At 64.7% G+C, this 13,499-nt stretch carries 12 protein-coding genes; 7 read left to right on the forward strand and 5 right to left on the reverse strand.

Going from position 1 to position 13,499, the window contains the following annotated elements; genetic code table 11:
- A partial coding sequence (locus tag BST44_RS30170) for a hypothetical protein (RefSeq protein ID WP_083179441.1) occupies positions 1 to 1,856 on the forward strand: 1,856 nt, incomplete at its 5' end.
- 7 nt (positions 1,857 to 1,863) lie between these two features.
- On the opposite strand, the gene BST44_RS23275 is transcribed toward BST44_RS30170, so the two are convergent.
- From BST44_RS23275 to BST44_RS23285, 3 genes are all read right to left on the reverse strand, one after another.
- On the reverse strand, positions 1,864 to 2,472 hold the full coding sequence (locus BST44_RS23275) for a hypothetical protein (RefSeq protein ID WP_083179449.1): 609 nt from the start codon (positions 2,470 to 2,472) through the stop codon (positions 1,864 to 1,866).
- Positions 2,469 to 3,437 carry a ParA family protein gene (locus tag BST44_RS23280; RefSeq protein ID WP_047323885.1) on the reverse strand — a complete coding sequence of 323 codons (969 nt, stop codon included), beginning with the start codon at positions 3,435 to 3,437 and terminating at the stop codon, positions 2,469 to 2,471. The genes BST44_RS23275 and BST44_RS23280 overlap by 4 nt, the downstream gene beginning before the upstream one ends.
- A 1,287-nt stretch (positions 3,438 to 4,724) precedes the next feature.
- Positions 4,725 to 5,315: a helix-turn-helix domain-containing protein gene (locus tag BST44_RS23285; protein ID WP_047323886.1), complete on the reverse strand. Its 591-nt coding sequence runs from the start codon at positions 5,313 to 5,315 to the stop codon at positions 4,725 to 4,727.
- Positions 5,316 to 5,635: 320 nt separating this feature from the next.
- Here BST44_RS23285 and BST44_RS31375 point away from each other — a divergent pair, with 320 nt between their 5' ends.
- Positions 5,636 to 5,758 (forward strand): hypothetical protein, encoded by a 123-nt coding sequence (locus BST44_RS31375; RefSeq protein WP_257790680.1) that lies wholly within the window; start codon positions 5,636 to 5,638, stop codon positions 5,756 to 5,758.
- Between the two features lie 66 nt (positions 5,759 to 5,824).
- On the opposite strand, the gene BST44_RS30700 is transcribed toward BST44_RS31375, so the two are convergent.
- Positions 5,825 to 6,868, reverse strand: a complete 1,044-nt coding sequence (locus BST44_RS30700; RefSeq protein WP_047323887.1) for a hypothetical protein — start codon at positions 6,866 to 6,868, stop codon at positions 5,825 to 5,827.
- 423 nt (positions 6,869 to 7,291) lie between these two features.
- On the opposite strand from BST44_RS30700, the gene BST44_RS23295 reads away from it, so the two are divergent.
- The 4 genes from BST44_RS23295 (at position 7,292) to BST44_RS23310 (ending at position 11,063) form a co-directional block, all read left to right on the forward strand.
- The gene (locus BST44_RS23295) at positions 7,292 to 9,148 is read left to right on the forward strand and encodes a transposase (protein ID WP_136246054.1); all 1,857 of its coding nucleotides are present in this window, start codon (positions 7,292 to 7,294) and stop codon (positions 9,146 to 9,148) included.
- Between the two features lie 467 nt (positions 9,149 to 9,615).
- Complete coding sequence (locus BST44_RS23300; RefSeq protein WP_052955347.1) at positions 9,616 to 9,858, forward strand: hypothetical protein; 243 nt, start codon at positions 9,616 to 9,618, stop codon at positions 9,856 to 9,858.
- Positions 9,859 to 10,048: 190 nt separating this feature from the next.
- Positions 10,049 to 10,711 carry a hypothetical protein gene (locus tag BST44_RS23305; protein WP_136246053.1) on the forward strand — a complete coding sequence of 221 codons (663 nt, stop codon included), beginning with the start codon at positions 10,049 to 10,051 and terminating at the stop codon, positions 10,709 to 10,711.
- Positions 10,712 to 10,724: 13 nt separating this feature from the next.
- Entirely contained in the window at positions 10,725 to 11,063 is a 339-nt protein-coding gene (locus tag BST44_RS23310; RefSeq protein WP_047323890.1) for a hypothetical protein, read from the forward strand.
- A gap of 613 nt (positions 11,064 to 11,676) precedes the next feature.
- Here BST44_RS23310 and BST44_RS23315 read toward each other — a convergent pair.
- Positions 11,677 to 12,705 (reverse strand): hypothetical protein, encoded by a 1,029-nt coding sequence (locus BST44_RS23315; RefSeq protein WP_047323891.1) that lies wholly within the window; start codon positions 12,703 to 12,705, stop codon positions 11,677 to 11,679.
- A 123-nt stretch (positions 12,706 to 12,828) separates the two neighbouring features.
- Between BST44_RS23315 and BST44_RS23320 the strand changes: the two genes are divergently transcribed.
- Positions 12,829 to 13,458 carry a uracil-DNA glycosylase gene (locus tag BST44_RS23320; protein WP_047323892.1) on the forward strand — a complete coding sequence of 210 codons (630 nt, stop codon included), beginning with the start codon at positions 12,829 to 12,831 and terminating at the stop codon, positions 13,456 to 13,458.
- Positions 13,459 to 13,499: the final 41 nt, after the last annotated feature.

Genomic DNA, 13,499 nt, shown 5'->3' on the forward strand with positions numbered 1-13,499 from the left:
CCACCTGGAAAGCACTGGCCCCCCTCATCGCCGCCCGACCCACAATCCGCGTCTGGGACCCCACCACCAACAAATTCGACCGCACCAAAAACCTCACCAGCCGCCTGCCCACCGTGCCGGCCGCGGTCCTGCTCTACTCACACCACCGCACCCAGGTCCTCGCACTGGACTTCGACACCAAACACCACAGCCAACAGGTCGTCGACGCAGACTTCGCTCGCGCCCTGAGCTGGATCACCGATGCCGGCGGGGTCGCTATCACCGACCGCTCAACTAGCGGCGGCCGCCACATCATCGTGCCGCTGGCCATCGGCACCGCCGCCACCACCGCCGAAGTCAACCCCCTCATGCGGCTCCTGCAAGCCCGACTACCCAGCCTGGACAAAACCCCGATGGCCAACACCCGCACCGGGTGCATCACCGTCCCCGGCTCCCCCTGCCGCGAAGGCGGCCACCGCATCCTCGACGGCCCCTTAGCCACCGCGATCGACGCATTCACCACACGCTCTGACCCCGCCCTGCTCCCCCGTCTCAACGTTCTGCTCGGCGCCCTTAGCCCATCGCCCACCACCAAACCGATCTCGACACCCAGCGACGCCACCACCGGCAGCGGCGCCCGCGAACGACTACGCCCCGAATACACCCGCGACACCGCACTGCCCACCCGCATCACCACCTACGCCACCACCGGCCAACTACCCGCCGACCGGACGTGGCGAAGCCACTCCGAAGCGCGCCAATCCGTCCTGGCCCACGCCGCATTACACGGCCACACCCTGGCCGCTGTACAGGCCCTCATGGCCCCAGGACGCCCCTGGCACACCGGACTGGCCACCGCCTACACCCGCTATGGCGCCGGAGCCGAGAAAGCCCTGCAACGCGACTGGCGCAAAGCCCTGACCTGGGCCGCCACCAACAGCAGCTTTTTCCGACCAGTCCGCGCACAAGAACAAGTACACACAGGGGGGACCACAGCGGGACCACAGCTGCATCGCGAGTGGCTGGCCAACGCAGTGGCTTGGGTGGAAGCGCAATTCCCCGGCCACCGCTACCGGTGGATCGGTGCGGCCGTCTACCAAGCCCTGGCGATACATGCTGTGCGGGCCGGAGAGGTGATCAACGGAGTCCCCGTGGTAGGCGTGGGCGGACGAGCGCTATCGCTAGCCACAGGACTGCTCAGTGAGACGACGGTTTGGGAGTTCCTCCGAAAAACCCGTGACTTGCCGGGCTCACCGCTGGTGCGCACGCGCATCGCACAAGGACATGAACCCGACTACTACGCGCTGACCCAGCAGAACCAGATGGGCGTCGCCCGCGAGACGGTCGCGGCGATCCGAGTCGAAGGTGTCCACCTGGCCTGGAAGGTCATCGGGCACCGTCACCGGCGCATCTACGAGCTGATCGTGCACCAGCACATCCAACGCCCCCGCGACGTGTTCGCCGCGGCACACACGGCCATCACCACGGGCTATGAGACTCTCGCAGCCCTACGAATCGCCGGTCTGATTACCCAGCATCGTGGCCGCCTTAGCGCCGGCCCGACAACGTTGGACGACGTCGCCGCCGCCCACCACCTCGAGGACCAACAAAACCAGCGCGCCCGCCGACACCAGCAAGAACGCGCCAGCTGGCACACCTGGTTACTCAGCCGCGAGCAGCTACACGACCAGTCCAGCACCCAACATCGCCTGGCTGGCCCCGACCTCACGCTGGCCCAGGCGTTCGATAGGCACCACGAGGAATACCTCAGCGCCGTGCTGGCCACAGGACCGCCCCCGATCGACGAGGAAACTCGGGCAATCGAATTGCTCGTCGATTTGGTCGGCGCCCGGGTACTGACCGCCTGCGGTGGTTAGAGTCCCATCAGCCGCGGTCGGGCGCACCGTCTTTGCGACCCGGCAAAAACGCGTTGAGCACCGGAGCAATCCAGGTGCTTCGGGTCTCGAAACCCAACTCCGCGCCGATACGGTCAAGTACCTGTTCTTGCTCAGGTGTAGCGCTGAAACCAATCTGCACGCTGCCTCCCCCGACATAGCGCACCGCCGACGGATCGGCCGGAAACAAAGGATTCACCGGTGCAGTACTGAACGCCGACTGCTTGATGATGTCGGCCAGCTCATGGTGCTTGCTACTGATGGCTTCCAAAACCACCTGAAGATTCGTCGCCTTCTGCTTGTGCCGATAGGCCTCAAAGCGCTGTTTGACACCCGGACTGACATACACCGCAGTAACAGGCTTGGTGCGCGTACGCGGCCGCCCGGGCCGGCGGGGGGCGGCCACCGCAGTCGCACCGGCATCCACCGCATCGTGTTCGGCATCGGGCTCCCACGCGCGTCGTGGCTGAGGGGCTGCGGCGGGCGCCTCGCCCGCGCTCTGCGAGAGCAGCCCAGACAACCCCGATCCCCGAGCCGCCGGCGCACCGAGGTCAGAAAGGTCCTCTGCCGGAAGATCCTGCTGTCTTAGGTTGCTCACGGCCACACTCCTTCTTCGATCATCTGTTCCCGCTTACGGGCAGCACGGCTGAGTATCTCGGCCGCAAGTTTGGCGAAATCTTCAGCCACCGGCCGAGCGGTACTACTAACGACGGTAGCCCCCCTGGCTGTCCCTCGACGTAACTCCCAATGCTTGGGATTGTTGGGTATCTCCTGCTCGAGCTCGTGGGCAAGGCGGCCGAACTTGATGATGTCGCGAGCGACGGCCTCGGCCTGGCGGACAAAGCTTTTCAACATCAAATCGCTATTGGCGCCCAGATCCTGGGCGACCTGCTCGGTGAGCTCACGCCGAATATTGGTCGCCTTGGTGCCCGAAGCGAACACGAACACGGCAAGCAGGACGAGGAAGGGATTGTGGTCACGTATCGCACGAATGTCGCTGGCCAATTCACGCAACCCCGCTCGCGAGGTGCCATCAGTCTTCATCGGCACGATGACCCAGCGAGCCGCACACAACGCAAGCTGAAGAAGAAGCGGGTTTTCCGGTGGCGAGTCAATGATGATGAGTTGGTACTGGGAAGCCACGCTCTGCAACGCATCGGCCAACGCCAACAGCACCCCGTTATCGCGCGAAGTACCCATCTCGGCAGCCAACGTCGTCGAGATACGCCGGACGAAACTCCCCCCGGGAACCACGTCCAGGTTCGGCCTGACATCCGGTATCGGCGCCAGCCGCACACCTGCGGTCACCGCCGAAAAAAGGTTCCGTCCCTTATCGTCGACGCTCGTGTTCGCAAACCCCAATACCTGAGCGATGTTGCCCTGCCCATTGAGGTCGACGAGCAACACACGAGCACCATCTGAGGCAACCAACGCAGCCAAATGCGCGGCCGTCGTCGTCTTACCCACCCCGCCTTTACCGTTCCCCACGACGTAAACATGCCCGAGACGCGCCCAGTTGATCGTCACCTTCGGCTCGTCCACGGTCAGTATGCTGTCGGTCATGACAGCGCAGCTTGCAGCTGAATTCGCGGCGCACCGGCGCCCGCGGCGACACCTGGCGCCGACCGCCGCAACGTGTGACTGGTCATGGTTCACGAAGTGTAGTGGCAACAACCCGGCGCGCCGATGCGCGACGCGCCCAGCCACAAAGAAGGCTCGCCGCAAGGCCTTGCACCTGCCGGTATGCCGACGTCGCCACAACACGCCCGACGCCGCATGCAGGCGCACATCACGTCACGGCCACCCTGGGGCACTTCGCGTCGAGCGACAGGGCGAGCACCAGTCGCATGGCAGTAGTCCTGCATACAGAAAGAGTGTCGGTTCAGCTCACCCCCGCCTCCGCACCCAGTGCACCACCGCCCCCATTGGCGCTAGGCCTGCCCTTTCAAACGTCCGTAAAGACCCATCACACAGGGCGTATCGGACCTGCGCCGCATACCTAGAAGAAGGTTGTCACCAATACCTAGACGCATACCTAGGGCAATACCATGCCCACCGCCCACGGGCAGATGGCGCAATGACTGTGCACCTACGCGTCTCGCCATACACGCGCGACCGCTGTGGCCGCTGTCGGGCCCAGGATTCCTACCCGCGCCTTGCAGCTTGGTTGCATCCGCTGAGGCCTATGCATAAGGCCACCGCTCGTACGTACATTGCGCTACACATGGGTGCCGAAGCGGTGCCGAAGGTATCCCACAACGCCAGGAAGGCGGCGCCTATGCTTACCTGAGCACGAACTGCCTAGACGATCCAGACCGCAATTGCGGCCACCAGCGTCAGCTCAACCCTGGACGCCGAATACGGGCAATTGTTTAGCACACCCGCGCCGAAGTGGTCGCGCAGGCACTCATTCCCACGGAGGGCGAGGCAGAACACTCAGTGAAGAAACGAACGGTGCTCGTCACCTGAACGCGGGTGCCTCGCCATACTGGGACTGAGATGCGAACGCAGACAGTCGACGCGACGTGGCGCCGCGGCCTGATCCCAGCGGCTGAGCAGACCAGCTCCGGTACTGCGCAGCGGGTGGCGTGCTCTGGCGCGAACGCTGCGCCGGGCCACGAGTGTCGCCACCTGCGGAAGGATACCGAGAAGACAGCCCGACACGATATTGAAAGCAGTACGGAGATGGGCGTCGCAGGACGCCCACCCGAACGCGTCACAGTGACGAAATGACGAGCGCCCGTTTTGCCGTTGGACGCAGGAACGAGGCGCTAATCGGCCACGGGACGCCAACAACGATCGCCAATGGGGGAGGGGCCCTGCATTCTTGTCAGCGCGGCACAACGTGGCTTAGGTGTTCAAAGCGCCTGCATGGCCGGGGGTGATGTGCTGAGAGATTGTGTCGCTATAGCTCTCAAGAACGTTTTCCAACATCCCGATTGTGGCCTGTGCCTGCTTGACCACCTCGACGTACCCGGCAGCGCCCTGGCGGAATTCATCGGCCGCACCGCGGTAACCATCCGCTGCCATCCGATAACCGTCGGCCCCGCGAAGCATGTTCTCATTAGCGGCCATCACAGCAGCCAGCGTGGACTGACTTTGCCTCAACGCATCCCGCAAAGTCGCTTGCCCAGCAAGCAGAAGTCGCTCGCCCTCTTCGGCTGCCATCGCCCGGGCACGTAGGTCGGCGTTTTCGGCTCGCAGGGCCGCAATTTCGCCGTGCTCTGGTCTTGCGGCCGGCGCTCGCCCCTGCGTCTGGAGTAGAGGTTGGTCTGTGTAGACGAACCACTGGCGGCGCTTATGAGCGAGCGAGGCGCCGCCCTCAAGCTCGCCCGACTCAATCATCCGCCGCACGGTGCGAACATCGCGGCCCAGCATCCGGGCCGCTTGCGGGACGCCGGTGATGGGCCTGCCGCGCTGCGGATGACCTCCCATCACCATGAAGCGAGTCCTTCCAGCGACGCACCTGCAACGGCCTTAGTGTACTCCCGTGCACGTCGCCACACATTGCCGTTAATCTGCTGGAATGCCCTTATCAAGTACATGCCGATAGCCCGACACTCGTTGCGCGGAATACCGCGCAACGGCGCATGAGGGCATACAATGGCACTAATGCACTTAATAGATGCAAAAGAGCACGTCACAGCCTCAGGAGGGCGGGTCAGGTGGCAGAGCAGGCAAGCGCAAGCGATTTGACGCCACGGCGCAAGAGCCGCAGGGGCTCAGAAAACCGCAGGATGTCTGCCCAATTCACAATGCGAATGACTGCACAGGCGCGAGCCAAGCTGGACGAGGCGGCCCGCAGCCAGGGCTTCAAGGACGCCAAAGCGTTGGTGATGTTCCGGTTGCGCGAAGACCTCGGCACTCGAGAACTCGTTTCCTGACATCCGGTGTGACAGGCTAGGGCAGAGCCTCGAGATCCCGGGCCGCCGGCCGAGTCAGCTCGGGCATCAGCCGGGCGGACCAGCGATGATGCTCGGGGTGATCGGACCCGGCGCGTTTCCCCCGGTAGCTGTCCCGTTGACGAATGTGAATTGTTGCCCGCACGGATCGGGCATGTAGTACTTAACCGTCGGGTTAGCCGCCGACAGGGTCGCGATCTGCGCCGGGGTAATGGGCTGCCACGGCCCAATCTTGGGCGGGATGGAGATCCCTCCGATGCCGCCGGTGCTGACGCCGCCCAACCCTCCCGTGCTCGCGTCTGGCGGCGTCTTGACCCAGATGTCCCCGTTGAGCTTCACGTTCTGGAACTCCTGCGCCTCATAGGTGTAGGCCACCCAGCGCTGCATCTGACCACCCGGACCCACCTGGGTGTAGGACGTCAGGTCCTCACCAGCGATGCGGAACTTGTACTGCTGCTCATAGGCGGCGAACGGCGCATCATTGTCGCCGATCCAGGTCCTACCAGGTGTGTAAAAGCCGGTCGGGCCGCCCTCGGGACCGTCCACCCAGGGCACGTGCTGCTTGGCCGGCGGAGGCGGCGTCGAACCCGTGTACGGCGGTGGCACATAGTCGGTCCAGTATCCGAAACGAGGATCGCCCACGAACGGGTTACGCGGGTCCGTTGCCACCGGCGGCAACCCCGGCGGGGCCGGCTCGGCCGGCAACGGGTCCCCCGGCTTCCAGCCCGCGGCGCGAATCGTCGGGTCAGCGGGGGAGTCCTTGGCGCCATCGGACAGCGTTTGGTATCCCGCCGCGGTCTGCCGCAAGGTCGCCGATACTGCCTGGTTTTGGGTCTTCGTCGTTTGCAGCTGGCCCTGCATCGCGGTGAGGTGCTGGTCCATCGCGGCCATCACCAGGCGGGCACCGGCCGGTGACTGGGCCATCGGACCGGCGGCCGCGGCCACAGCGCGGGCCTGGTCGCGAATCACCCCGGACCCGAGTCGGCCCTGCGCGCCGATCGTGCCGCCCTGCTCGGCCGCCTGCTGCACCTCCTGGTCGAGGCCCGCAGCGCTGGTCCGCGCCTGCTGATAGGAGCCGGCGGCCCGCGTCACACCGGTTCGCAACCCGCCAACACCGGCCGGTGACGCAGGAGCCGAGCCACCACCCGAGGCCGGAAACGGGCCGCCCTGCCCACCAGCGGGATACAGGTTATGCGCGCGCGTCAGGATACGGTCGACCCCCGCCAGAAATGCCGCGATACTCACCCACCAAAGTTAGCCTGACTTAATGGGCCAATGCCACAGCTACGCCTTCCCAACTTCGAAATATCCCGTGACAGCATCAAATCGGCGATTCTCAGCAACCTCTAGTCGCGGCCGCCCGAATTCGCCACGCGTCTAAGAAAGCCAAGCAGCGCGAGACGACCATCAGATGCGGTCGTGCGTGGCGGTCGGGCCGCGGCGCCTTCGTGTGCGACTACGTGGCGGCATCAGCCGTGCCTCAGCGCGCGACGCTCATTGTGCAACGATATGTGGGTGGCCTCCGACGGAGAGTTAGAGGCGGCAGAGCGGGCCGCCAATGTCGAGGTTGGAGACTCGACGCGGATCACAGTTCACACCATGGGTGTGCATTACCGGTGGCAGCTGCCCGACATCCTGCGCCAACAACTGCGGCTAGCACACGATCTGCGTGAGGACCTCGTCAGCCTGCAGCTCGCCTACGACGAAGACATAAAGGAGATTTGGTCGTCGTATCCCTCAGTAGCCGCCGCTGAAGTGCAGGTGGCCGCCGCCGAGGAACGCGTTGAATCTGCCGCGGCGGCACTGAAAGCAGCTCGGATCGCCGCGCGAGACAAGCTTGTTGATTCGCCCCTCGCGCAGCAGTTGTGTGATGCTAGAGCCGCGCTCAGGTCTGCGCGCCAGCTCCGACGCGACGCCATCGCTGAAGTCAAAGACGCTGCCGCACAACGGCGTCGGGACCGAGGGGCGCAGCTTGCCGCCGACCAGAAAAGTCTCTATCGCCGCTACTGTCAGTCACCGACGGGCGACCAGTTGTTTTGGGCGACATTCAATTACATCGTGGACCAACATAAAGTCGCGGTGCGACGCATCCAACAGCAGCGCGCACAACACAAGCCCGCGACGCTACGCCACCACCGCTTCGACGGCACCGGCACCATCGCGGTGCAATTACAGCGGACCGCCGGCCGACCGCCTCGCACTCCGCTGGTGGTTGCCGATCCCGCCGGCCGCTACCACAACGTCCTGCACATGCCATGGATCAGACCGCAACAGTGGGCAGAAATGACGCGCGCCGAGAAGCGGCGCGCCGGACGAGTCACCGTCCGACTGCGCTGCGGATCCATTGGCCGCCAACCACAATGGATCGATGTGCCCGTTCAGGCTCATCGATGGCTTCCTGCCGAAGCCGACATCGTCGGCGCGCAACTGACAGTCACTCGAGTCGGGGCCGACCTACGGGCACGGTTATCTATCACCGCGCGCATACCCCATGCGGTTGCCACCGAACGGAGCGAGCGTCCCGTCGTGGCAATACATTTGGGTTGGCAAGCCAGCGAGGGCGGCACCGTGGTCGCCCATTGGCGTGCCACCGAACCGATAACGATTCCGCGCCGACTTGCACACGTCATTGTGCCCGTCACCGAGGGCGTCTCGGGTCGCATCATCGCGCCGGCGGTGATCGCAGCCAGACTGCAGCGCCACAGCCATACGGCATCGACGCGAGACCTGGCCCTAGACAGCATCCGCAGCAAGCTCACCGACTGGCTTGATGAGCATGGGCCCATACCCCATCCCGGCCGCCCGGATGAACAGCTCACCGCCGCCGCGGTGGCACAGTGGCGCTCACCGGCGCGATTCGCCGCGCTCGCCCTGCACTGGCGTGACAGCGGAACCGAGATGGCCACCCAGTTAGAAGCCTGGCGGCGCAGCGATCGACTGCGGTGGCAACAGCAGGGCCACGGGCGCTCGCGAGCCCGCGGCTACCGCGATGATCTATGGCGCCAAGTCGCCCACACCCTCGTCAGCCAGTGTGGACGAGTCGTCGTCGACGACACGAACGTCGCCGACGTGACCAGAGGGGCATTGGAGCGCAGCGCATTACCTACCGACCGGCAGCGTGAGATCGACCGTCGTCGCGAGCACGCCGCCCCCGGCCTGTTGCGCCAGGCCATCATCGCCGCTGCGACGCGCGACGCGGTCCCCATCACGGTGGTGCCCGCCGCCGGGCTAAGCCGTATTCACGCCGGCTGCGGACACGAGAACCCCGCCGAGACGCAAAAACGCAACGGTGTTCTCACCTGCCGCGCCTGCGGGCGCACCTATGACCCGGATTTGTCTGCGACGGTATTAATGCTCGAGCGGGCACGCTAACATCAGTCATGCCCAGCGATCCGGGCCAAAAGGATCGATTCCTTCTCCGGTTGGCAGACACTCACCAACGAATTCGATTCGACTGGATCGCCCGTTGGCGAAGTCGCTTGACACCCACACGCTATCCGCGCATGAAACACGTTGTAACCGTGCACTGTATCGCATTGCAGATGCGCGCACTCATCGTGGCCGCGCGGACAGCGCCTACCGGCACGACCACACCGACACGCTCTCTTCAGATCAGCTCGGGAACCGCCCGACTGAAACCAACGACAACAGCGCGCGGAGCCTTCGGGCCGGATTGTCTGGGAACGCGCGTCTGTCCCGGGACAGGTCATTAGTCCACCCCTTGGAATGACCCGTCGACCCTTTCGGCCCGGATCGCTGGGCATGACTGATGTTAGCGTGCCCGATCGAGGTGAGGGGCGAAGCGGTCGAAGAGTGCGCACAGGGCCGATAATGACGCAATGAGCGATGATGGCGCCGATCTGCACGTTCGACAGAACCCAAGCAAGCGGACTGGCGACGTGCAGATCGCTGACTTCACTCTGCTGGTACGGGTACCCAGCCAGCCCGCCGCCGTGCGCGCTTACACCGACGCCGAGTCCGATGAAGCCGCTCACTATGCGGCCGACGTCGGGGGAGTGGTTGTACCGCTTCCACTTCCACCGCCCGACGGCGGCTTTGTTGACTCGCCGCTAAGGCAGTAACTGAAGGGAATCTCAGTGCTTAGCCCGGCTCGCACCCTTCCTCCCGCCTGGATGGTTATGTCAGGTCGGTGCGCCGGGAGGAGGGCCGCGTCTGCCCAGCACATGATGCACGACATCTGCGTCGAGCTGGCACGGAGCTTGGTGGGTTTGGGCGTGGCATTGTCGACAGAGCTCCGGCTAATTTTGAGGGGTGAGTGTTGCGGCGTTTGTGGCTGGTGTGGACCGGCTGCTGACCCGTGCGCATGACTTGTATCCGGCCGGCGGTGAGGGCGGCAAGTTGCCTGCTTCTGCTGATGGCGGGTCGGTGCCTGCATCGCCGAAGGGTGTGAGCGGGCTGCGCGGTGGTGTGACCCGGGTGGCTGGCGCATATCAGCGAGCCCGAACCGCTGCTGCAGGCTTGGATGAGGAGTTGACGCAGACCGCTGCGCAGGGTGGTGTGATCGGCGAGCAGGGCCGAGTGGCCTCGGGGTTGATTCGTGATCAGGCCCGCGCGGTAGGGGCTCAGGCCGCTACGTTAGGTCGGTCGCCGGCGGGGGCCCAGCTGATCATGGCGGCGATGAACCAGCATCTGTCGGCGATGCAGGGCCAACTGCAGGCGACGAAAACCCAATATCAGGGGGTGTCGGCGACGCTGCGTCAGCTCGCCGCTGGGTATCAGACCCTATCGAGCGATGCACCGAAGTCACATGATGACGCGAGTGGCGACGACGGTACCGGCCCAACACCACCAACCGGCATCGTGTGGTGCCTACCTCGGCCGAGCGGCGGCTTCACCTGCCGCGAACTGCTCCCCGATGGAACCATTGCCATCTTCTCGTCCCCGACCGATATCAGCGGCCACTGGCCAGACTGATTGGAGAAACCCCATGGATAGCGGCACGCCAGAGTATGTAGTGGTCGTTCGGCCGCGAGTTGAGCGGCAAAACGATCAGTCGTGGAAGGCCTGGTATCCGAAGTCGGATTGGCACGTGATAGCCGACACTGAAGATGGCGCCAGGCTGAAACTTCGCGATGAATTCGAGCGTCGGCTCAATGCCGGTGAGCTGGACACCGAGCCCAACGAGTCGCTGCTGGCACACCACCTGGCGGATCCGATTCCTGGGGTCTATGCCATCGACCGCGACGTCTACATGCGTATGCGCACCGGGCCCAACTTTCGCCGCGACCTTGATGCACTTATCGGCCAGATCGAGACGGAGCGCTAGCTGAATGCGACGGCCCACGACCGGGACGTCCATGCCGAGGCAACCACTTCGACACTGAACGCTCACTCATGTCGGCGTTGTGGGCCGTTTGCCAGTTCGCTCCGGAAAGCGGGGAAGTTTTCTCTCACCTTTCGCTGTGGGCAAGGGCTGGTGGTGGGCCCACCGAAAAGTTGGGCGTCTAGGGCCGCGACCAGCCCGGGCCCCGTGGTCTGGCGTCCTCGTTTGCTGTGTCTCGGCGCGCGAGGTTGAAGGCCCCACAACAGTCGGTATAAGCGCGGTGGACTGAGCCGGGAGGCCGCCAGAATCCGGTCAAACAGGATCCACCAGGGGCCTAACGGCGGAAGTTCCGATCCGATCGGTCCGAGGCGGCGCTCTTTCTGACCCTCCACATTTCTGATTGTAGGTGGCTTAGGGCCATGAAACCCGTGGCAAAATTGCTCCCAGTACGCCCCGGGCGCCGAGCCCGGAGGAACTCGTCGCCAAACGCTGCCATCGCTTGAACTTTCATCAACCGAATGCACACGGACGCAAGGATTTCGACGTCCTCGTACGGACGTCGCTCGAATGCCACGCGCATACTCGGTGCGTTCGCCTTGCCCGCGGCGTCAAGAGCTCAGCGCGGCCGGCATGCAGCGGTCAAGGAACGTTCTTGGTCGATGATGGCGAGCATGTCCTGCCCGTAGGCGCTCTGTAAGTCGATAACCGGGCGCGGCGGCGGGGAGGTACGGGCTTGGGCGACAAGGGAAACCGCATCGCTGGCGCGATCGGCCATCGCACGCAGGTGAGGCTCGATGTCGGGAGCTGAGACCTGGGCGGCGAAGTGGGAGAGCTGCTCGGCCCAATGTTGGTAGGCGCGTAAATCGGGGCCGCCGGTCACTATGAGCTGCAGATTGGTCAGATCGGAATTGTCGGCTAAGAAGCTGACCGCGGCGTCGGCGGCGCGGCAGTCTCGGCGTGGATGATTCGCCAATCGGGTGAAGCCGATGCCCGCCACGCCCACTACGACGACGAACAAAACGATTTGCCAGCTGGTGCGCCGCGGTAGGGGTGGGGGCGCGATGTCGTCGGCGTTGATTTCGGGGGAGCGGTCGGCGGCCGCGAGTAGCTGCGCCAGGTGGGTGTTGAGCTTTGTGCGCACACGCTCGCGGCGCACCGTCTGCGCGGCGAACAGCGCGGCCATCAACAGCCACAGGGTGCCGCGGCGCGGGTCACTGAGGAAGACGGAAACGATCCCGACAACAGCAAGGAGGGCCGCCGAGATCAGTTGCGTGGTTCGGCCGCGGCTGGCCCGCTGGTAATAGGCTTCAACGACAGCGCCGCAGCGGATCGCGCCGGCCAACACCCGATGACGGGCCGGCAGAGCACCTTCACGTAATGCCCGAACCGCCTCGGCACGCTCGGCCTGATTCAGTCCCCGCAGCGCTTCGGTGTACGCCGCACGGGCGGGACGCTGGCCCAGGGCTGACGCCGCTCCGGCCGCCGCGCTGAAGCCCACCAGGGCCAGGGCAAGCACGATTGGTGCGGCTCGCTCGAAAGGGTGTGTGACATACACACACCAGAACACAAGCAGCATGGCCCCGATGAAAACCGAGTCGGCCAGCCAGCGGATCCACCAGGGCTGCTGGAAAAAACGTACCCGCACGGCGGACCAGTCTGCCGCACCCGGTCAGCGTCGGTCGGTGAACATTCCGATTTCCTGCCTGGGAGGGTGCGCGGTGGGTAGCGTCGCGCCAGTGGTGGTTGCGATTGAGGTTGATGGGGACCGGTGGGTGAGGTGACAGCGGATGCCCGGCAGCGGCAGAAGGCCGCACTCGATCGAAGGATCAAGGCGTGCCGCAAATGCGTTGACCCGGACCGTTTGAATGAGCCAGGCGTGACCGAATCGGCACCGGGTTTTGGCTCGGTCGATTCGCCGGTGGCGATCGTGGGGGAGGCACTGTGCCGGGGCTGCATGAAGGCGCAAGAGCCGTTCCTCGGAGGTAGTGGTCGCATCCTGGATCGCTGTTATCAGCGCGCAGGCATCGCCAAGGCCGATTTGTTCATTACGAACTCACTGCATTGTCATCCGCCCGGGAATCGCGATCCGCGTCCGCACGAGAGCGCGAACTGCTTGCCGTTCTTGCAGAGCGAGCTGCGAGATATTGTGCGTCCGCGGCTGGTGATCGGCGTCGGCAAGTTCGCGAAAGCGGCGCTGGTGCAGGTATATCCGGAGGCGCGGGAGCTGAATTGGCCTTTCCGGGTGCCGCGGGCCCGCCGTGACGATCACCCTGGGGAGCCGTGTCTGTTGTTTCCTCCGCACCCGTATCACATCATGACCCGCGACCGTCTCGTTCGCGAGCAGTATGTGCATTCGCTGGCGCGTGCGATCGCGTGGGGATTCGACTCGGCGCCATAACTCCGGCGAGGCTCAGCCGAAACAGCCACAGGCGCGGGGGC

Source organism: Mycobacterium scrofulaceum (genome assembly GCF_002086735.1).
GTDB lineage: Bacteria > Actinomycetota > Actinomycetes > Mycobacteriales > Mycobacteriaceae > Mycobacterium > Mycobacterium scrofulaceum.

Bases quoted from the DNA above. Each gene is read 5' to 3' on its own strand.
- BST44_RS23280 (WP_047323885.1), bottom strand. From the start codon at position 3,437: ATGACCGACAGCATACTGACCGTGGACGAGCCGAAGGTGACGATCAAC.
- BST44_RS23285 (WP_047323886.1), bottom strand. From the start codon at position 5,315: ATGGTGATGGGAGGTCATCCGCAGCGCGGCAGGCCCATCACCGGCGTC.
- BST44_RS31375 (WP_257790680.1), top strand. From the start codon at position 5,636: ATGACTGCACAGGCGCGAGCCAAGCTGGACGAGGCGGCCCGCAGCCAG.
- BST44_RS23300 (WP_052955347.1), top strand. From the start codon at position 9,616: ATGAGCGATGATGGCGCCGATCTGCACGTTCGACAGAACCCAAGCAAG.
- BST44_RS23310 (WP_047323890.1), top strand. From the start codon at position 10,725: ATGGATAGCGGCACGCCAGAGTATGTAGTGGTCGTTCGGCCGCGAGTT.